Origin of the sequence: Kosakonia sp. AG348 (assembly GCF_003337365.1) — a bacterium.
GTDB lineage: Bacteria > Pseudomonadota > Gammaproteobacteria > Enterobacterales > Enterobacteriaceae > Kosakonia.
The window spans coordinates 210322-230104 of sequence record NZ_QPJR01000009.1 but is presented as its reverse complement, the minus strand read 5'-3'; the positions used below and the strand labels follow the sequence as shown (position 1 = coordinate 230104).

At 51.6% G+C, this 19783-nt stretch carries 20 protein-coding genes and 1 pseudogene; 7 read left to right on the top strand and 14 right to left on the bottom strand.

Going from position 1 to position 19783, the window contains the following annotated elements:
* The first annotated feature begins 258 nt into the window (after positions 1-258).
* On the top strand, positions 259-477 hold the full coding sequence (locus DFO56_RS20265) for a cold shock domain-containing protein (RefSeq protein WP_041852353.1): 219 nt from the start codon (positions 259-261) through the stop codon (positions 475-477).
* Between the two features lie 548 nt (positions 478-1025).
* Entirely contained in the window at positions 1026-1253 is a 228-nt protein-coding gene (locus tag DFO56_RS20260; protein WP_045511129.1) for a hypothetical protein, read from the top strand.
* 395 nt (positions 1254-1648) lie between these two features.
* Here DFO56_RS20260 and DFO56_RS20255 read toward each other — a convergent pair whose 3' ends face one another.
* The 4 genes and pseudogenes from DFO56_RS20255 to DFO56_RS20235 form a co-directional block, all read right to left on the bottom strand.
* On the bottom strand, positions 1649-1981 hold the full coding sequence (locus DFO56_RS20255) for an H-NS family nucleoid-associated regulatory protein (protein WP_233500420.1): 333 nt from the start codon (positions 1979-1981) through the stop codon (positions 1649-1651).
* A gap of 484 nt (positions 1982-2465) precedes the next feature.
* A pseudogene (locus DFO56_RS20250) lies at positions 2466-2640 on the bottom strand (GnsA/GnsB family addiction module toxin).
* Between the two features lie 486 nt (positions 2641-3126).
* On the bottom strand, positions 3127-3357 hold the full coding sequence (locus tag DFO56_RS20245) for a hypothetical protein (RefSeq protein WP_085007568.1): 231 nt from the start codon (positions 3355-3357) through the stop codon (positions 3127-3129).
* A 1340-nt stretch (positions 3358-4697) separates the two neighbouring features.
* Positions 4698-5453: an SDR family NAD(P)-dependent oxidoreductase gene (locus DFO56_RS20235; protein WP_045511124.1), complete on the bottom strand. Its 756-nt coding sequence runs from the start codon at positions 5451-5453 to the stop codon at positions 4698-4700.
* Positions 5454-5701: 248 nt separating this feature from the next.
* Between DFO56_RS20235 and DFO56_RS20230 the strand changes: the two genes are divergently transcribed.
* On the top strand, positions 5702-6562 hold the full coding sequence (locus tag DFO56_RS20230; protein WP_045511122.1) for an AraC family transcriptional regulator: 861 nt from the start codon (positions 5702-5704) through the stop codon (positions 6560-6562).
* Positions 6563-6782: 220 nt separating this feature from the next.
* Here DFO56_RS20230 and DFO56_RS20225 read toward each other — a convergent pair whose 3' ends face one another.
* The 3 genes from DFO56_RS20225 to DFO56_RS20215 all read right to left on the bottom strand — a co-directional run bounded on the left by DFO56_RS20225 (position 6783) and on the right by DFO56_RS20215 (position 9232).
* A complete protein-coding gene (locus DFO56_RS20225; RefSeq protein WP_045511120.1) occupies positions 6783-7322 on the bottom strand; it encodes an ester cyclase in 540 nt (179 codons plus the stop codon).
* A 76-nt stretch (positions 7323-7398) separates the two neighbouring features.
* On the bottom strand, positions 7399-8118 hold the full coding sequence (locus tag DFO56_RS20220; RefSeq protein WP_020455015.1) for an SDR family oxidoreductase: 720 nt from the start codon (positions 8116-8118) through the stop codon (positions 7399-7401).
* A gap of 4 nt (positions 8119-8122) precedes the next feature.
* Positions 8123-9232: an alkene reductase gene (locus DFO56_RS20215; RefSeq protein WP_045511147.1), complete on the bottom strand. Its 1110-nt coding sequence runs from the start codon at positions 9230-9232 to the stop codon at positions 8123-8125.
* Between the two features lie 100 nt (positions 9233-9332).
* Between DFO56_RS20215 and DFO56_RS20210 the strand changes: the two genes are divergently transcribed.
* Positions 9333-10244: a LysR family transcriptional regulator gene (locus DFO56_RS20210; protein ID WP_045511117.1), complete on the top strand. Its 912-nt coding sequence runs from the start codon at positions 9333-9335 to the stop codon at positions 10242-10244.
* Positions 10245-10500: 256 nt separating this feature from the next.
* Here the strand turns inward: DFO56_RS20210 and DFO56_RS20205 are convergent, their stop codons facing one another.
* Positions 10501-11040: a carboxymuconolactone decarboxylase family protein gene (locus tag DFO56_RS20205; RefSeq protein ID WP_020455012.1), complete on the bottom strand. Its 540-nt coding sequence runs from the start codon at positions 11038-11040 to the stop codon at positions 10501-10503.
* 121 nt (positions 11041-11161) lie between these two features.
* Here DFO56_RS20205 and DFO56_RS20200 point away from each other — a divergent pair, with 121 nt between their 5' ends.
* Positions 11162-12094, top strand: coding sequence for an AraC family transcriptional regulator (locus tag DFO56_RS20200; protein WP_045511114.1), 933 nt, complete (start codon positions 11162-11164; stop codon positions 12092-12094).
* 77 nt (positions 12095-12171) lie between these two features.
* On the opposite strand, the gene DFO56_RS20195 is transcribed toward DFO56_RS20200, so the two are convergent.
* From DFO56_RS20195 to DFO56_RS20175, 5 genes are all read right to left on the bottom strand, one after another.
* Positions 12172-12462, bottom strand: coding sequence for a putative quinol monooxygenase (locus tag DFO56_RS20195; RefSeq protein ID WP_017459230.1), 291 nt, complete (start codon positions 12460-12462; stop codon positions 12172-12174).
* Positions 12463-12577: 115 nt separating this feature from the next.
* Complete coding sequence (locus tag DFO56_RS20190) at positions 12578-13513, bottom strand: GlxA family transcriptional regulator (RefSeq protein ID WP_020455009.1); 936 nt, start codon at positions 13511-13513, stop codon at positions 12578-12580.
* Positions 13514-13524: 11 nt separating this feature from the next.
* Positions 13525-14724 carry an MFS transporter gene (locus DFO56_RS20185; RefSeq protein WP_045511111.1) on the bottom strand — a complete coding sequence of 400 codons (1200 nt, stop codon included), beginning with the start codon at positions 14722-14724 and terminating at the stop codon, positions 13525-13527.
* 39 nt (positions 14725-14763) lie between these two features.
* The gene (locus DFO56_RS20180) at positions 14764-15525 is read right to left on the bottom strand and encodes an SDR family oxidoreductase (protein WP_020455007.1); all 762 of its coding nucleotides are present in this window, start codon (positions 15523-15525) and stop codon (positions 14764-14766) included.
* Positions 15526-15554: 29 nt separating this feature from the next.
* Positions 15555-16370 (bottom strand): SDR family oxidoreductase, encoded by an 816-nt coding sequence (locus DFO56_RS20175; protein ID WP_020455006.1) that lies wholly within the window; start codon positions 16368-16370, stop codon positions 15555-15557.
* A 216-nt stretch (positions 16371-16586) separates the two neighbouring features.
* On the opposite strand from DFO56_RS20175, the gene DFO56_RS20170 reads away from it, so the two are divergent.
* Positions 16587-16910 carry a hypothetical protein gene (locus DFO56_RS20170; protein ID WP_017459235.1) on the top strand — a complete coding sequence of 108 codons (324 nt, stop codon included), beginning with the start codon at positions 16587-16589 and terminating at the stop codon, positions 16908-16910.
* A 523-nt stretch (positions 16911-17433) separates the two neighbouring features.
* Positions 17434-18924: a carbohydrate porin gene (locus DFO56_RS20165; protein WP_045511108.1), complete on the top strand. Its 1491-nt coding sequence runs from the start codon at positions 17434-17436 to the stop codon at positions 18922-18924.
* A 90-nt stretch (positions 18925-19014) separates the two neighbouring features.
* On the opposite strand, the gene chbG is transcribed toward DFO56_RS20165, so the two are convergent.
* Complete coding sequence (chbG, locus tag DFO56_RS20160; protein WP_045511104.1) at positions 19015-19773, bottom strand: chitin disaccharide deacetylase; 759 nt, start codon at positions 19771-19773, stop codon at positions 19015-19017.
* Positions 19774-19783 lie beyond the last annotated feature (10 nt).

Genomic DNA, 19783 nt, shown 5'->3' with positions numbered 1-19783 from the left:
TTAAACTCTTCGGGATAACGCTTACCGCTCATGGGCACCTCTCTTTAAGCCATCTTAAATGACTCTGAGGTGTCTGTTAAACCCGTGGCGATTCACCCCGTGCCTTAATGAACTCATCAGTTCGATGTACAAACGAACGTAAAACATTTTCCGTGCAGTCCTCATTACCAGGCGCTATCGCTGATATCCCCTTCTTTTGAGTCCATACGCTTAATACTATACGTTTACTATCAATACTAATGTGTAACGGGAGTCAGTATGACCTCAAGAATTAAAGGCCTGGTAAAGTGGTTTAACGAAGACAAAGGTTTTGGTTTCATCTCTCCACTCGATGGAAGCAAAGATATCTTTGTTCATTTTTCTGCGCTTAACGGTGATAACTTCAAAACTTTATTTGAAGGCCAGAAAGTTGAATTCGCAATACACGCGGGTGATAAAGGCCCGGCAGCTGCAAACGTAATACTTTGCGATAAATAAATATTTGTGGATCTGCGACAACGATGAGGGTTCATTCCTGAGTAGACAGATCCATAGGTTAATTTAGTGAAGGTAGTGAAGGGCAGATTATTCTTAACATCAGGTTAGTACATTTTTGCTCATGTATGAGTGTGCTTACCGATGTGATGAAGTGCAGGTCTGCTGCATGAACAGTCTAAAAGCAGAAGCTAACTGCTTGTAAAAACATTAAAGTGCGTAAGAGGTAAGACAACCTCCACAAGCATCACTTCTTCGATTTTACGTGGTTTTTTTGCTAAAATACATTCCCATAACAGGTATTATTATTCTTTTATCCCTCATCATCCTTGAAAGAGTGAGTTTTTTAGGATGGTTGTATTGATTTGAATAAATCACTGCAATAGGGTATGGGAAGTTGAGAGCCTTTTGGGCGCAGCTAAAATATGTTCTCAATTTTTGGAACAGCCCGTTCATGGATGTTTAACTAAGTCATTATGACGGGAACGTATATATTTACATCCGGACACAGGTATCTCCAGAACAACCAGTTAACAAAATTATGGTGGCATATGAAAAAAGTTATTGTTTTTTTTAATGCCGAACCGTGCAAGGTTATCAATGTTCTTAAAGGTATTACCTCTATCCGCGAGGAGTACCCAAACGGTGAAGAAATACATCTTCAGATAATGTCTGCCGGTTTTCCTTCGTTGACTACAGAGCATGGTATTGTACATGTAGCTTCAGACAGGGAACTGACATCACAGGAAATACTGGATGCTGCCAGAAAGTATTTGTAGCAAACCGTGAGGTTTTTTATTCCTCTAATCCATGTTTGATCGTGTACTGGCGGTTATAGAAACTATGTTTTCCCGTATAAATCAGATGAGAAAATAAAAAAGTACGTAAAAACCTTTGATAGCCTGCATTAAAATGCAGGCTTTTTTTTCTTTATACCAGCAATGCTGGTTATAGACGATGGGCGTCGATATTATCAACCTCTCGGAGGTATTGATATTATCCGTAGCGATTCAACGATTATAATTGTGCTGAATCGCAAGCATCTAACAATACGAGAGAAACGCCACGACGTAGTTGTCAGAAAACCTAATGCTCAGCTTAAGGTTTAAATGAGGAATTCATCAAGTTTTTTTCCTTCAGCCATTTGTTTAGCTATTGTTTTTGGCATGCGCCCCTAGCCCGTCCAGGTTTTAATCTTATTGTTTTCATCTAAATACTTGTATCGAGCGGGCCTTACAATACGAGTTGACTTTTTTTTACTTGTATTTTCTGAAAACTTCAATAATTCTTCCGGGTATATACCTTCTGCGAGCATAAGTTGTCGAAGGTTTTCCAGCTTGGCTTTTCGGCCACTTTCTTCTTCTGCTTTTGCAGCAGTAGTGTTTCGTATTTCGGAAACAATGGTGCTAAATTTTTCCAGGATAGCCTCAAGTTCTCCAAGTGAAAGGTCACGTGTTTGTGTACGAAGAGAACGAATGTTATTAAGCATGCTGATTAAGTCTGACATAAAATTCCTCAAGGATTAAATTTAACTACATTATGAGTGTAATCTATAAAGAAATAGTATACATCACTTTTCTAATTATTTAGGTCATTTCTGTAGCGGCAAAGATTATTTATTCCCAGGCTCGATAAACCTTAAGTAATTATTGAAGCATATACAGATGCTTATCAAGCGGAGCATTCCGGTATAAGTGTATTAAAATAGCCAACTCCACATCATCATGAAGCTTTTATCGGTATATTAATGCAGCCTATCATTTGATGTCTGCAGCTGACATAGCTTTGACCTGTTCCCTGTTGGTTAGCACATCGCGACGTTAACGATGTCCGCTTTTGGCACGAAAAAGTCGATCAGGGGGTAGCCATGTCTGCTCAGAACGAACAGCAGAAGTTCGTAATTTATCCCATAGTTGATGACGCGTGTTAATAAATGGGGATCAGGTCAATTGGGAGCAATAAAAAAAGGCCGCCTAAGCGACCTATTTATTTTACATAAGCTTTATTTTTACTTTATACCCCTCAAGACCGGATATGGTCTCACTCGGTATAAACTCGATCTCAGAAACTTCTTTGCCTGTTTTTTTTCCGTAGCTCAGCGATTTTTTTAGTAATAAGAGCAGAAATTTCTTGCTCAGCTTTACGCTCCAGTTCTTCAGGTTTCATATATGTACTCCTTTTTCATACCCAACCTTTTATAAATCATAGGGTATCTTCCATGAGTGCGCTCAGGAATCCTCCCTCACGCCACCGGTAAATCGGGAGTTGGTTGCAATACCCACGCCGTCGATGTCGGTCGCCTCGTTCGCAGGACCTCTGGTGTCGAGCCACAGCCGACGCTTGACAGATTTTTTCCTGGCATTATCGCAGACCCACAGTGAATGCCTGTTGTAATGTCGTAATAATCATTCCTCTGCCGTTAATAAAACTTTTTTTAATTAATTCTTCCGCTTACGCTTGTTGTAAATGGTTTGTAGACCACACTTGGAGAGGCTCTTAAAGGATGCGCACCCCGACCCAGGGAATGACTTATGGATGAGTCCACACCTTCAGCGGGAGCTGAGGGAACTGAAAATAAGAACCGATGCTGTACCTCAAGATTGCCTTCGCTTAGAGGGCTTTTTTTTAATTTCAGAAATTAACCAGCTCAAGCTATTTCAAAAGTTTGTTTGCAGCTTCGACGATTTCATGTGATGTAACCTCTCTGTCTGAGGCAACACAAAACTCAGTATGATCGCCAGTTAGCGAATGAACTCCCGCATACATAATCTTAAGGTGAGCTTCCTCACCATTCGGGTATTCACGGAGTATTGTGGTAGTGCCATCTACAACCCTGACAACCACCACAGGCTGACGATTGAAGAACACCAGAACATTTTTCATAGGCATCCCTAATTTTGAGAAAAGGCCACAATAAGTGGCCTTTGATTAGTATCAGCTTGAAGTCAGAATAGTGATTCGCAGGAGCCACCCAAGCGATCCATGTATCCAGATCCACCAATAACCGCTGCCTTTCTCGTGTAGGCGAGGTGGCGGTGAACGGAGTCTACCGAGTTTTCACGTTTTCACATGACAAAGGGCAAGATGATGGTAGTTATGCTGCTACCTTTGATTTTCATCTCCGATTAAACTGTTTTAGCAGTTTTAACCACTGCAAGTCGTGCATGTTTGCCCCCACAGAGGCAACCTTTCAGTTCTTGCTATCTGCCCGGTTGACCTGCGCCCTTCAGATTAACACACTACGCATTTAGCAACGTCCGCCACTGGCACCCAGCAGACGTTCGTAGAGCTTACATGCTGTACACAGAAAGTTTTTTTGTAGGGCATTAAGTGGGAAGGGGGGTCTTATAGGGCTTGTAAGTATCTGGCGATGCGCCATGAACAAAAATCCTGAAAACTATGGGCATCTCGTATGCACTGTTTGCATATACTATAGGTTGAATTGTAGGTTCTAATTAAATTTCAATAAATATCTATGTTAATCAATAATAAAACACCAATGCATCATTGGGGTATGGGCGTCGAAATTCTCTAGTGTACTCATCAGCTTATGATGTCCATTTTCTTAAATTTTAATGAGTTAGTGATGTTTTTTGTTCTCATTGAGTTTCACTTTGTCTCATTGGATCTCATGAAATCCTACATTTCGCTTCATAAAGGCGTGGGGAGCATGATAACGGAGTCTTTATGGCAGGAAAACAAGAGGCAAAGCCACTGTCGTTTAAAGGGATAGAAATGATGAAACCAGGTGACAAAGATAACGTAGATATTGGCGAAAATCGTGATTACGTGTCGCCAGACGTACGGTATGTATCCCGCCCAGGCAGATCATGCGCTTTTAGCTCTCTGTCCGGTTTATGCCATAACTTTTTCGTTATCCGCGGCGCATAGCGACCGACTGGAAAGCATCATGCATGCTATGAGCGGGAAGCGACTATTCGCGCATATTTTCATAAGACTGAACTGAACCTCAGCAGCAAAACCCGCTCTCAGCAATTTACAAAGCTGGGTAACCTGTTTTTATGCCAGTGGATGGGGCTTATGGCGCTTGCGGTGTTTACGGACTCTGGGGGATGGTTTTTCAGATAGCGTGACGCTTGATAACCAGGCATTCGCAAACGTCACCGCAAGAGAGCCAATAATCGATTCAGGTATTAAAAAATGCTGATGACAGACAGGAGAAACGATAGATCCCACCCGGAGTGGAATCTATCCCCGTGAGATTAAATCGACTGCCCGCCGGAAACTTCAATGCGCTGTCCAGTGACCCATCGATTGTCCTCACCCAACAGGCTGGCAATCATCGGACCGATATCATCAGGCAGTCCCACGCGACCCAGCGCAGTCATGCCTGCAAAGGCTTTGTTGTAATCGGGAATGTCACGTACAGCGCCTCCCAGGAAGTCCGTTTCGATAGCACCTGGCGCAATGGCATTGACGGTAATGCCGCGGCTGCCCAACTCTTTAGCCATATAAACGGTGAGCACTTCCACCGCGCCTTTGGCAGCCGAGTAGGCCGAGAACCCAGGGAATGACACCCGCGTCAGACCCGATGAGAAATTGATGATCCGTCCGCCATCGGCCAGGATCGGCAGAAGTGACTGCGTCAGGAAAAATACGCCTTTCACGTGGACGTTAAAGAGCGCGTCAAACTGCTCTTCTGTGGTATTCACGAAGTCGGCCATTTCACCATGCCCGGCGTTATTGATCAGATGGTCGAACGTATCGCGCCCCCAGGTGTCTTTCAATGCTGCGCTGACGGCGGTCACGAAATCGCGAAAGGAGAACACGTCGCGCATGTCCAGTTGAAGGGTAATTGCCTTACGACCAAGGGACTGGATATCAGCCGCCACGGCATCCGCAGCTTCTTTACCATTACGATAGGTGATGATCACATCGCCGCCATGGCGCGCGATGTTCAGTGCAGTATTACGACCAAGGCCCCGACTGGCACCGGTCACAAGAGAAATGGTTGTCATAAAATATCTCCTGATATGTGGAGATAAAATACTATCCATCACAGCGCATTTTAGGTTGCCCGATAATCGCGAAAACTTGCCTGATAATTTTGAATTTTCTCTTCAGTCAGAACTGCACTAAGATTAGCGCACGCTCAAATTACATTTATTAGCCTAAAAATATGACGGCGATGACCCGATTACCTGAAGAATGCGTCTCTGGCACAGATGAGTCTGACGGAGCAAAGACGACGGCGGCGCTCCTGCGGGTGGCGCGGAAATATGCCGACGCGCACCTCAATAAAGACGGTGTGGCAACAACCCCCATTCCGGGGGTGTTTATCTTAAGCGAAGCCGCACCTTCCTTGTTGCAGTTCGCCATTACTAAGCCGCTGGTGGCACTTGTGCTGCAAGGGCGCAAGCGCGTGACGATGGGCAGTCATACGTTCGATTTCGGTGCGGGGGAGTCTTTGCTGGTTACTATGGATGTGCCGACAGTCAGCCAGGTTATCACCGCCAGTGCTGCCGCCCCATATTATTCTCTGGTCGTGGAACTTGACGCCGCTGTGATTACCGAACTGGTTGGCGATATGGAAAAACTGGAGGTAATGCCGGATTTGCCTGTAAGGGTTGACCAGATCGAAGAGGACGTTGCAGACGCTGCGTTACACCTGCTGAAATTGCTCGACAGACCGCACGCGTTGAAAATGCTGGGTCGCCAGTTAGTGCGCGAGTTGCATTACTGGCTGCTGTCCGGCCGCTATGGCAAATCTATGCGCGCCCTGGGAAATATTGATAGCCATGCCCGTCGGATCGCCCGGGCTATCGAGATTATCCGGACTAAATATGATCAGCCGTTGCGAATCAAAACACTGGCCGATGCAGCGGGGATGAGTATTTCGGTATTTCACACGCATTTTCGCAACGTCACTACGCTCACTCCATTGCAATTTCAAAAACAGTTGCGTCTGGTTGAAGCTCGCAGACGTATGCTTGCGCAAGGCGCTGCGATCAGCACCGCTGCCCACGGTGTGGGCTATGAGAGCGTGACGCAGTTTACACGTGAATATTCGCGCATGTTCGGTCAGCCACCGGCTCGCAGTATCCGTGAAGCGCGCAAAAGTGAGTAGTCGGTACTGCCCGTTGAACCTACGGGTGACAGTAGCCCGGCTTTAACAGGCGGCATCGTTTTCACGGCACGCCTCTGCACCCGCAGCTTATTCAGGCATCATCAGGAATAACCGCTTTCGCCTGCCATTTCCGGCAGGCTTAAAATAAGTGCTGGTGTTTAATGAAATATTCCAGCCTTTGCCCTACTGCCTGACAGCATCATCCTTCCCCGGCAGCCATTTACAACGCACCCAGTTGTTTCATTAGGGTTAAATTATCTTCAAGATGCCAGTTCGCGATAATTTTATTGTTCCTGACCTGGTAGATATCCGTCGCGATAAAATCCACCTGCTGGCCTTTACCTTTCAGTTTGCCGAAGGTTCCCGTGAAATGTCCGCGGAAATGAAGGTGCGATACGACTCGATCGCCTGCAACGATTATCTGCTCAACCTCGCAACGCAGATCCGGGACGGCGGTGCGGAAGGCGCGGGAAGCCAGAAGCGCGCCTTCCGGTCCCTGTTTGCGGCCTTCAGGCGGTGTCTTATCGACAAAATTATCGGCCAGCGCCTCACGGGCCAGGGCTTCATCGCCGGTATCCCAGAATGTTGCGTAACGCCTTGCGACGGTTTCAAGTGCAGCTACGTGGGCGGATGATAAGTGGCTTTCCGCAATCAATTCATGGGGTTTCACCAGCTCAAGCGGTGCAGAAAACACAGCGCTGGTCACAGGAAGCAGCATAAGCGTCGCCAGTCGGGAAGAGTAAAACCTTAACTTATTCATAAAAAGATCCTTTATTTAGCCTCAGAGAAACAGGTGATCCGGGCGCATTTCAGCCGCCCGCAGATAAACGTGAGGTTTAGTTAATTAGCGCGCCGCCTTCGATATCCAGCAGGGTTCCGGTGACAAAGGGATTGTCCATCACGAACAGATAGCCTTTTGCGATGTCCTCTGCCCGCCCGAAGGCTTTTGCCGGCAGATTTTCAGCGGCAGACAGCAACATTTTTTCGCGGGCAGCAGGCTCCATGCCTGCATGCGCCTCGGTATCTGTCAGCCCCGGGCTCACCGCATTTACGCGCAGCGGAGAAAGCTCTTTCGCCAGCACCTTAACGGCTGACTCCAGCGCCGCGTTCATGGTGGTTTTGACGATAGCGCCCGCAACAGTGCGGCGGGAAACAAAGCCGCTGGTCAGCGTCAGGGTGCCCCGGGCGTGGATATTTTTACTCAGATGCCTGGCAACATGGATGCTGCCCCAGAATTTGGTGTCGAAAGCCAGCCGGGCCTCGTTCAGATTCAGTGACGTGAGCACCCCGCCTGGTGCATGCGATCCCGCCGTCACAATAATGTTATCTACCTCTCCGAGCGTCTGGCTAAGCTGGATCACCTCCTCCTCTTTGCTGATATCAAGGACGACAGTATCCACAGATGCGCTTTTCTGGCTCAGCAACTCTCTGGCTCGCGCCAGCTTTTCACTGTTCCTTCCGGCAAGGATCAGGCTTCCTCCCTGTTCAGCCAGCGCGCGGGCCACAGCAAAGCCAATACCGGAAGCCCCGCCGATGATTAATGTTTTTTTCGCCATCACTTTACGCCTCGTCGGTTTTGTAGAACGGATAATCGGTATAGCCTGCGCTGCTGCCGCCAAAGAGCGTGGCGGGATTGTTTACGGTCGCTAAGGGAAGGTGATTCCTGAGCCGGTACGGCAGGTCAGGGTTGGCAATGAACGGGCGGCCAAAGGCAAACAGATCGGCCAGACCCGCCTTAAGGAGTTTGTCCGCTTTGTCCTGGGTATAATTTCCGGCGACGATAAGTGTGCCGCTGAAGGTGGCGCGTAATGTTTGACGAAAATCATCAGGCACCTGCGGGGCATCGTCCCAGTCCGCCTCTGCCAGGTGGATATAGGCGATACCTCTCTTTTCACACCATGCCGCCAGCGCGAGGATCGCGTCAGTCACCTGCGGATCGTTCATTCCGCGCTGGGTGATGAACGGGGAAAGGCGTATGCCCGTGCGCGTATTGCCGATAGCGTCGCTGATGGCTTCCAGCACCTCCTGTGCGAAACGGATCCGGTTAGCCAGGCTGCCGCCATACTCATCGGTACGTTTGTTTGATGTCCGGCGAAGAAACTGATCGATCAGATAACCATTACCGCCGTGCACCTCAACACCATCAAAACCGGCGTTAATGGCGTTTACTGCGGCCTGCCGGTAATCAGCAATGATCTGCTGAATATCGGCATGCTCAAGTGCCCGCGGCACCGGGCAGTCGACCATATGTCCTTCACCCTGCTCATCCACCACCCATACCTGGGCATCGGGCGCGAGCGCAGACGGCGCGACCGGTTTGCCGTCTTTATGGAAACCCGCATATGACATGCGCCCAACGTGCCAGAGCTGGGAGAAGATAATCCCGCCTGCACGGTGAACGGCTTCGGTGGTGAGCCGCCATCCTTCAACCTGCTCAGCGGAGTGCAGACCAGGTGTCCAGGAGTACCCCTGCCCCTGAGGTGAAATCTGCGTGGCTTCGGTAATGATCAATCCCGCGCTGGCACGCTGCTGGTAGTAAGCCGCCATTAATGCGGAAGGAACGTTTCCCGGCTGTAACGCCCGCGCCCGCGTCATCGGCGCCATCACGATCCGGTTTTTCAGGCTGAGCGCCTTCAGGTGGTAGCTCTCAAAAAGTGTACGATTTCCCATTTTCTGTCCCCCGTAATGAATCTTTAAAAGCACTTTACGCGGCGTCAGATATTTTGATAATGGCATTAAAATATGATTCTCTTTTCAGGATTACTGAATAATGGGAAAGCTTGAAGATATGGCACTGCTGGTTGCCGTGGTGGAGGCGGGCGGGCTTTCAGCCGCCGGTCGCCGGATGGGGCTTTCGCCGGCAACCATGACCGCAAGGCTGAAGGCGATTGAAGAGCGTTATCAGACCCGGCTATTCCACCGCTCCACCCGCGCTATTACCATGACGCGTGCGGGTGAGGAGTTCTATCACGCGGCACTGCGCGTACTGGATGAAATGAACCATGCTGAGTCACTGCTTACGCAAAAAGAAGGGGTGCTCAGCGGTAATATCCGCATTTCGGCCCCCTCCGATTTTGGCCGACAGTATCTCAGCCCGGCCCTGCTTGATTTTTCCCGGCTGCATCCGGCAGTGAAAAGCTCGGTATACCTGGGCGAAAATGTCGCCGATCTGGTCGCCAATCGTCTGGACATGAGCATTCGCTTCGGAAACCTGCCAGACAGCAGCCTGGTCGTCAGAAATATCCGCCCGAATCACAGGGTACTGGTCGCTTCCACTAACTATCTCCGGACGGCAGGCACACCAGCGGCCATTGAGGATTTGCACAGCCACCGATGCCTTGCGCTGGAACTGCGCGGAATGGTCATGAACGAATGGCGTTTTGAGCATGACGGTAAACAGAGCGCAGTACGCTTTACCCCAGCCATGGTATGCGACGATGGCGCGCTACTCCGCCAGTGGGTGCTGGCGGATGCGGGGATTGCCAGCAAGTCATGGTGGGATGTAAAACGCGATGTGGAACAGGGGAGGCTGCACCTGCTGTTTGCTGAAAGTTTTATTGGGTTCAGCCGCTTTGATAAAAAAAATGTCGGGCTGCAATTTGTCTATCCGCAGCGACGGTTGCAGCCGCTGCCGGTTACCGCCTTTACCCAGTTCTTCATTGACTGGCTGGAAAATGAGTAAAACTCGCTGACCAGCGCCCGGTTTTTTAACTCGCCGTTGCGTTAGTCATGGGCGTTTTTGCACTCAGCAGATGATCGCATAACGTACATCGTGCTCATTGGTCAGGGATGTTCATTATCGCGAAAGGTATGAGTGAGTCTTTTGTTGTTGTGGTTCGCGATCGCTCTGCCAGGGCGGCATGATAACGACGTATGGGGGCCTGGAAACGGGAAGTAAAAACCAGGCTTCCCGCATAATGGGGAAGCCTGGCGGAGCGTTACAGTGCGGCGGCTTGCGGGAAATCCACAACCGTGTCGTTGACGCGGTTAATCATATTGGTAAACAGAATGGCGCTGATAGCGCTGATTATCTCGACAATCTGACGATCCGCGAAACCGGCGCTGCGCAGCGATTCAACCTTTTCTGCCGGCAGCGTACCGTGCGTGGTGACCACGGTTTTTACGAATTTCAGCAGCGCGTCAATGTGCGCATCTTCAGGGAATTCGCCACGGCGCAGCTGTTGCGTTTGTTCCACGCTATAACCCGCCATTTTTCCTGTTAACGTATGCGCGGCCAGGCAGTAGTCACAGCCGGAAATTTCACTGACCAGTAAGTTGATTGCTTCCAGCTCTTTTTTATTCAGCGAACTTTTTGCCAGTGCGGCATTATGTTGTAACGCCTGAGCAAGCATATCCGGGGCAATGCCAATGGTCTGGTAGGCATTAGGTACTTTACCCATCGCTTTCTTAATGGCACCGAAAAGATCGGCGGTTTTATCGGTAGCGTTTTCGGGTTGAATGGATGTTAAACGGCTCATGATTATCTCCTGTCAGTGTATGGTTCCGCCGTATCGGCGATGTGCTCATCATAGGGGGATAGCTTGCGGGCAACTGTTATACATCGTCTCTATTTTTTGTCTTATCGTCTCAGAGGGAAGTGTGGATAGCCTCAGCCAACTGCTTGCGATGCTGGCGCCACTATGCGCTGTAAACCTCCACTGCCGCTTTGCCGGACGGTGGGAAGCCGACCATCAACAACTCGCGCCTGGCGTGGTGCCCTGGCATGTGGTTTTGCACGGCGAAGCGAGGCTGGTGGTAGAAGGCAGAAATGTGGATGTGTGCGCAGGTGATGTGCTCCTGCTTCCCCACGGTTCGCCGCATCTGCTTCAGAGCCTGGTCGAGTGGGGGCAGATTGTTCCGGCGTTAAAGCATGACAACGGCATCCTGACAGAAGTCCGAAGCCCGGCGAAGGGCACGGCGGTGGAAGTGCTGTGCGGTGAATTTGATTTTGGCCCGCACAGCGGCTGGTTGTTTGCCCATGAAAGCCGCCTTATTCATCTGCAAACAAACCACTGGCAGGCGTGTCCTGAACTGGAAATGTTGCTGATGATGCTGGTGCGGGAAAGTCTCGGTTCGTTGCCGGGGAATGCGACGATTGCCAAAGGGCTGGCCGATACGCTGCTGGCGCTGATCTTGCGTCTGTTGCTCGCACTACATGAGCCGCCCGCCGGTCTGCTCAGGCTGATGAGCAATAAACGGCTTGCTCCCGCGTTGCTGGCCGTCATCGCCGATCCTGCGCACCCGTGGACTCTGGAAACCATGGCCGAACGATGCTTTTTATCCCGCGCGACATTTGCCCGCTATTTTGCCCGCAGCTATCCGCTTACGCCGCAGGCGTGGCTTTCCCAGTTGCGTATGGCGATGGCCTCGCAGTTACTCATTACGCACGCGGGTTTAACTATCGACGCCATCGCCGAACGATGCGGGTTTCTTTCGCTGTCCTCGTTTTCGAAAGGGTTTAAGCGGCTGTATGGTGTGAGCCCCGCGCAATACCGAAAAAGCCGAACCCATCTGCTAACGCCTCAGCCATAGCGGCTGTGCATGCAAAAACGGGCTGGCAAAAATCGCCAACCCGTTTAAAGATTTTGCTCACTGAAAACCATCAATGATTAAGCACCGCTGCTCAGGGTCATGACGTTAAGATCGGCGAGCCCGTCAATGGCGCTGACTAACGCCCTGAATGGCGCGGCCTGGCTGTGTTGCTCCAGCATTTTTGCCGATGCCCAGCGCTCAATCATCACGAACTGGTGGTCGTTTTCACGGTTGACGTGTAGCTGATAAGAGAGACAACCCGGTTCGCCCTGCACATCGCGTTCAACGGTTTTAAGCGCCCCGGCCACCTTTTCACGGCTACCGGCATGGGCGGTAATGGTCGCAACAACCGTTACGGTATCGTTCATTTTATACTCCTGATTTCATGAGAAAGTTCAGGTTAGTCTACGCCGCCTGCCAGCATAAAAAACCCATTTCTGGCATTAGCTCTTTCACCGCAGGAATGAAAATCGGTATGAAACCTCAGCGGCCGGTGCGCAGCGACTGCGGCGGGATACCGTAACCACGCACGAAAACTTCCCGCATATGGCGACGATCGCGAAAACCGGCTTCACGGGCAATTGTATCCAGCGAAAGCCGGCTTTGCTCAATCATCAGCCTCGCCGCTTCCAGCCGTAATCCTTCAATCGCTTTCGCTGGCGATTTACCCGTCTCCTGGCGAAACAGGCGGCTGAGCTGGCGGGCGCTCACGTGAACCGCATCGGCCAGCAGTTCCACCGTCAGCGCTTTTTTCAGATTATTGCGGGCGTACTCCAGCGCGCTTTGCAGCCGATCCGAGCGCGGTGCCAGCGCCAGCATTTCAGAGTGCTGCGTCTGCCCGCCGGAGCGGCGTTGATTCATCACCAGCCGGTGCGCGACGACACGGGCTGCCTCGGCGCCCAGATCTTTTTCCACCATGCCGAGCGCCATATCCAGCCCGGCCGTCATTCCGGCGGACGTCCAGATACGATCATCAATGATAAAAATACGATCGTCTTCAAGCTGAACGTCAGGATGTTGCAGCACCAGGCTTCGGGCATGCGCCCAGTGCGTGGTGGCGCGCTTTTTTTCCAGCAAACCTGCCTGCGCCAGCACAAATGCGCCGGTGCAGATCCCCGCGATGCGGCGCGCCTGTAACGCGGTGGTTTGCAGAAAGTGAACAATGCCAGCGCTGGCCGGTTCATCCACGGGCGACAGCACACCCGCGACCAGCCAGGTGTCGATTTGCGTGACGCTTTCCAGCGCTCGGGACTCGACGCCAATACCGGATGAGGAATAAACAGTGCCGCCGAATTCTGAGTAGACCGTTGGCTGATAAAATGCTTCACCGGCAACCATGTTGGCGAACTCAAACACCGTCAAGGTGGACAGCGCCAGCATCTGAAAATGGTCGGAAATAAGTAATCCAATTTTGTGCATCACGACACCCTTTAACATGCGCTGGCGGCCTGCAAAGCCTGGCTCCGAACGCGTAATCGTTCAGAGATCCATAAACTGATAAGCGCCAACAGTAAAAACAGGACTGCGCTTAGCATCACACCATAAAAGCCGAACAGCGGATAGAGCCATGAAGCGACCGCCGAGCCAAAACCAATGCCGCAAAACATAAATGCGCTGGTCAGGGCGAGCGAAATCCCGCGTGTTGCCGCCGACGCGATCTCGACAATCCGCCGTTGCTGGGTTGGCCACAGAAGGTCGGTAGAAAATGCCCACAGCACCAGTAACAAATAGAGCAGCGCCAGCTTACCGGGCAGGATCATAAGCAGCAGCATATCCAGCACCAGCATAGTGATGCCAGTGACCAGTAACCGTTCGGCGCTATAACGTCGTGCGGCGCGGCCAACAAACAAGTTCCCCAAAATCCCGGCAACACCAATCACCGTCAGCGCAACCGAAACACTGGCGGTATCGCCCTGCCAGCGATCGCGGATCATCGGCGAAATAAAGGCATACATGTCATACACGCCGGAGGTAATGAAAAAGACCACCAAAAATGCCGCCAGCGATTTGCCATCCATTAATACCTGTCCCACCTGGCGTAAACGGATGTCCACCCCTTTAACGATGTTCGGCACCGAGAACCAGACGGCCAGCGCGGTCAGCACACTCACCAGCGCGACAAGGGCAAATAACGTTCTTGCCCCCCAACCATTTGCGATCCACGCCGCCAGCGGAATGCCGACCATACTCGCCATGGAGACGCCGAGCAGGATCGTGGCAATAGCGCTGCCGCGTTCATGTTGTGTGACGAGTTCCGCGCCGAGCGCCACCAGCACCGGGCCAATCAGCGATGCGCCCAGCCCCATCACCACACGGGAGATAACCAGCGCGGTGTAATCGGGGGCGATGGCGAAAATAAACGCCCCGAGGCCGAACACCAGCATCCCGGCCAGCACCTGGTATTTGCGCATCATATGACCCAGAAACACCTGCGCCAGCGGTGCGCTGATGGCAAAAGTCAGGCCGAAAATAGCGAGTAAACGCGCGCTTTGACCATCGCTTAACCCCCATTCATGGGAGATGGCGCTCAGGCTGCCCGCTACCGATAGCGCCCCCGTGGCCTGAATAAAATACGCCAGGCTCAGCGCCCACAGCGCGCGTCGTTGCGTCAGAGATAACCGATTATTCATCATTCACTCCCGCTGCGGGGCCCAGGCCCCGCAATTCGATTACGCCACAGGGATCGGGTTGTCCACCATCGCCTGGTTAAAGGCGTTGACCATTTCATGTTCGTTCGCACCAGGGTTGGCGCGCGCGGGCAGCACACTATCGACAATGGCTTCAATGGTATCGGTGCCCAGCTTGTCGAAGGTCTGCTGGATAAAGTCCGGCAGCGGCATCGCACGGGTGTCGCCACTTTTATAGATCAGGTCGGTATCCACCCACGGCGGCGAAATTTCGATAACCTTGATGCCAAAATCCTTCAGCAGGAAGCGCTGGGACAAGGTGTAGGAGTGGATCGCGGCTTTGGTCGCCGAATAGAGCGCGTTACTGACGAGCGGTAAGAACGCCAGAATCGAACTGTTATTGATAAGTACCGCGTCCGGCTGCTTTTTCAGATGCTCAATAAACGCCGCGCTTACCCGCACTGGGCCTAACAAGTTGGTGTCTAATAGCGTGGTGGCCATCGCGTCATCAAGTTCCCCGGCGGGGTTGTCGAACGGCATAATGCCCGCATTGTTGATAACCACGTTCAGCGCCGGGTAGCGCGACAGCACCTCATGCGCCGCCGCTTTGATGCTTGCGGCCTGCGTGACGTCCAGCACCACGGAATCCATGCCTGGGTTGGCTTCTGTGACGCTATCCAGCAGCGCTTTTCGCCGCCCGGAGATGATCACTTTATTGCCCAACTGGTGAAATTTTTCCGCCATCGCGCGGCCAATGCCTGAAGTGCCGCCGGTAATAAAAATCGTATTGCCTGTCAGTTTCATAAAGAAAGCCCTCGGTTTGAAATGGATGTTCAGTGCGTGGTAGCCGGGCGGTAGCGCTCAGCCGGTACGTTGCTGGAGAGGTTGGGCAGCATGGCCTGTCGGCGCTGTTCCATTGCCTGCCAGTCCGCGTCGTTGTGCAGTGAGGGGATGGTGACAAGCTCACCCTGCGCGAAGCCAACCAGTGCGGCGTCGACCAGGTCGTAAGCACTCATCACAATGGATTTATCCAGCTGTTCCAGCGGCAAACCGCCGTTGTCCCAGAAAGGCGTTGCTGTTGCGCCGGGTAATACGGCCTGGATCTGAATGCCTTTCTCCGCCAGCTCATGATGCAGCGACTGGCTAAACGCCAGCACAAAGGCTTTCGTCCCGCCGTAGACCCCGTTCAGCAGTTCCGGTGCGATGCCGACAATCGAGGAGATATTGATAATGGCGCCCGCGCCGCGTGCCACAAAACCGGGAACGACCGCGTATGTGAGGCGGGTCAGGGCAGTAACGTTGAGGTTAATCATCGCCTCCATCTGATCGACATCGCTGGATAACAGCGGCGTGTGTGTCCCGACGCCGGCGTTGTTCACCAGCAGCGTGATGCTGGCATCCTCACGCAGCTTCGCTTCCAGCGCCCGCAGTTGTTGGGCATCGTTTAAATCGGCGGCGACGGCTTCCACATTGCGGGTGGTATCCGCCGTGATGTGGCTGGCCATCTGGTTCAGGCGGTTTTGGTTACGGGCGACGATAATCAGGTCATAGCCCATTCTGGCCAGGCGGTTGGCGTAAATCGCGCCAATACCGGTTGATGCGCCAGTGATAACAGCCGTGCCTTTGTGCGGTTGTGTAGCGATGGTCATGCGAGACTCCTTGGGTTCAGCAATGAATGCGATGGAAGCATCATAAGCAAACCCTGTATGTCTTAAATGACGTTTATAGGCGTGATTTGGGACATCTGGTCAGGGTCTGTCGCCGTGTTGTTTTCACTGCAAGCCTGAGGCTTGTCGCGTGCGCTTTTCAAAGGGCGGGCGGAGAGTTGTCTACGCTTAAAAGAAACAGCATGGTGAGGAGCGCGGATGAGCAAGAAGATTATGCAGGAGTACCTGGTGCTGGGTGGAAAGCATCATGGCGAGGTGTGGCGCGGTGTTTACCCGGCCATGGGGCTGAACTTATCAAAGCATGATGAGCGTTACGGGCAATTTTTCGACCGGGAAGGGCAGCAGAAAATCGAGCTGTCACGCAAGGAGCAATATTTCATCTCTGAATGGATCTCCCCGCAAGGCCAGACTTTTTTGTTAGCCACGGCGGAGGATCTCACAGAATTTGATATTGAAGAGGAGATTGAACGGATTACGCCGCCGCTGCGTCCGCTCGATGGCGCGGTAGAGGACTGGATTTAAGCGTTGGCGAAAAATCCACGGTGGCACGTGGATTTTTTCAGGATGGTTATATTGGCGACAACGCAGTTATCCCTGTTTTTTATTCCAGTACGCTGCTTATATTTCCTGATATTTCATAAAGCCTCTATAAATCTTTCGCGTTACGTAATCCATTTATCACTATTATTAGCTGAGCCTTTTAAATGACAGGTTAATAATAAAATAAAACTTTAGGATTATATTATTTCCTGTTAGGAATCCCGTTTACAGAACAATGTAATATCTTTTTGTTTTCGCATTAATTTTGCGAGATAGATCAAATAGAGTGGAATTCACAGTGGACACCAATATTCGCTCTGCATGACTATTGTTATCGATGTAGCACCTCTGCGTCATCTCCAGGGAATATTTGAGATAATAATTAGAATTTTGCTTATTAAGCGTTCTCCCGCTTCTTCATGGTTTTTATTTATGAAGAAGCGGATTTATTCACGTAACGCATGCCACTCACTTATTTGCTTGCTATTTACAAAGGGAATTTTCAATGAAGAAAACATTGCTTGTGCTGTTTATCCCGTCCATCTGCGGTAATGCCTGGTCGCAAAGCCTGACGGTTGAACAGCGCCTGGCACAGCTGGAAAAAAAGTTACAGGAAAATGCCGTTGAATTATCACAGACCAAAGCGGCATTAAAACAGTATCAGGAAAGTGAATCCGAAAATAAAAGTAATAAACCTGTAACGACGGTCGTTAATAAACAAATCACAAACAATACAGCAGCGGAAAAAACAGCGCCAACGCTGAAAGAAATTAGCAATGTTGTCAAAGAAGATATCGGTTTTACCTATTCCGGCTATCTTCGTTCCGGTTGGGGCGCTGCCAGTCATGGATCGCCACAACCTTATGCCGTTGGATCCGTCGGACGATTTGGGAATGAATATTCCTCGTGGTTCGATCTGCAATTCAAACAACGCGTCTACGACCAGAATGGAAAAACAGCCCATGCGGTGGTGCTGTTCGACGGCAATGTGGGTGAGCAATATGGCGACGCCTGGTTTGATAAAGATGCAGAAAGCCGACTGCAATTTTCTGATATTTACCTGACCACCAAAGGGTTTCTCCCCTTTGCGCCGGAAGCGGACTTTTGGGTCGGTAAACACAACTTACCGAAATATGAAATCCAGATGCTGGACTGGAAAAGCCACCTCACCGAGAGCGGCGCGGGTGTGGGCATTGAAAACTGGCAACTTGGCGTAGGGCAGATCAATGCCGCGCTGGTGCGTCAGGATTTGAATGCCCATGCGGTGAACTATCCTGCCGCCAGCGAAGCGCTGCAGGTGAATACCAATACGCTCGATGTGCGCTACAACAATATCCCGCTGTGGGATAACGCGACGCTGGCCCTGCTTGCCCGTTATTCGCTGGCAAACAAATCCGACACCTATAAAAACCGTGAGGATAACGGCAGTTACTACAGCATTAAAGACGCGTGGCTGGCCGGTGTGGTTGTTCGCCAGGCGCTTAGCGCGGGCGGTTTTGAGGAGTTTACCGTACAGGCGGCGGATAACTCGCTCGCCAGCGGCTTTGCTCAGCCATTTGGCCCCAGCCCAACGTATGGTTATGGCGACAACTACTACGGCGAGCACAGCTACGGTAAAGCGTTTCGCCTGATCTCGCAGGGCGAAGCGTACCCGTTCTCCCACGTGGTAATGGCGCATGCGCTGATCTACTCGGCGGGTAACGATATTTACAGTTACGATACCGGCGCGCATACGGATTATCACAGCTTCCGTGCGGTGGTGCGCCCGGCGTGGATTTGGGACAGCTATAACCAGACCGGGGTGGAGCTGGGATGGTTTACGCAGACCAACAAGCAGCAGGGCGTGAACTATCATGAGCAGGGTTATAAAACCACGCTCTACCACGCGCTGAAAGTCGACACCAGCCTGCTGGCTTCGCGACCGGAGATCCGTTTTTATACGACGTATCTTCGCGCGCAGGATAATGGCATCAGCCATTTCCAGTTTGGCGACTAGAAAAAAGATCAGCTAGCGGTGGGCGTTCAGGCCGAAGTGTGGTGGTAACAGCTCAAGGTTGCGGCGCAAAGGCGCGCCGCAACGCGTGGGTTAAATATCGAGAAAGCTCCCCAGCCGGTAGCCGCGCTCGGCAATTGCATATTTCAACGACACCGAGGTCAGCACGTCCAGTTCCATTAAGCGCGGGTAACAGTAACTGCTCTGGCGCACGGTGTTATCGATAAACGCCGGGTGGCACATGATCTCCAGCGAGCTTTCCCCTCGTGCGTTAGATGCATCCAGAGCCTGTAAAAAGAGCGCTTCGGAAATCGCTTCGCCGTAAAACGCACTGCTAAAACCCTGGGTCGTGCGCAGTGAGGCGGGTAGCCCGAAATCTGGCGGCAACGCAGGGCGATCGATGCGCAGCGCCACGCCGCGCTGTGCGGCGAACGCTGCGACGATGGGCAGGATCTGCGGGATCATATGCACATGGTGATGGCTGTCCAGATGCGTCGGTTCCCGGCCAAACAGGGCGATAAACCGTTGATACTGTGCTTCCAGTTCACCGGCTATCTCTTCCAGCGGTAGCGCATCTTCCTGCGCCATCTGCCAGATCCATTTCCCCAGTTGCCCGTCACGCGTAAGTCCGGGCATGGGCGTCAGCGGTTTACCTAACGTCAGCGCAAAGTGCAAGCCGACGCCGAGCAAGGGCTCGCGCTGACTCAGCCCGGCGGCATGTTCCACCGCATCGCCGTTGACCAGCGCGGTCGTTGAGGTGACAACACCATGGCGAAAGCTGTCGATAATGCCGTAGTTCTGCCCTTTGCTGAGACCGAAATCATCCGCGTTAACAATCAATAAGCATTCCATAGCCCGTCCC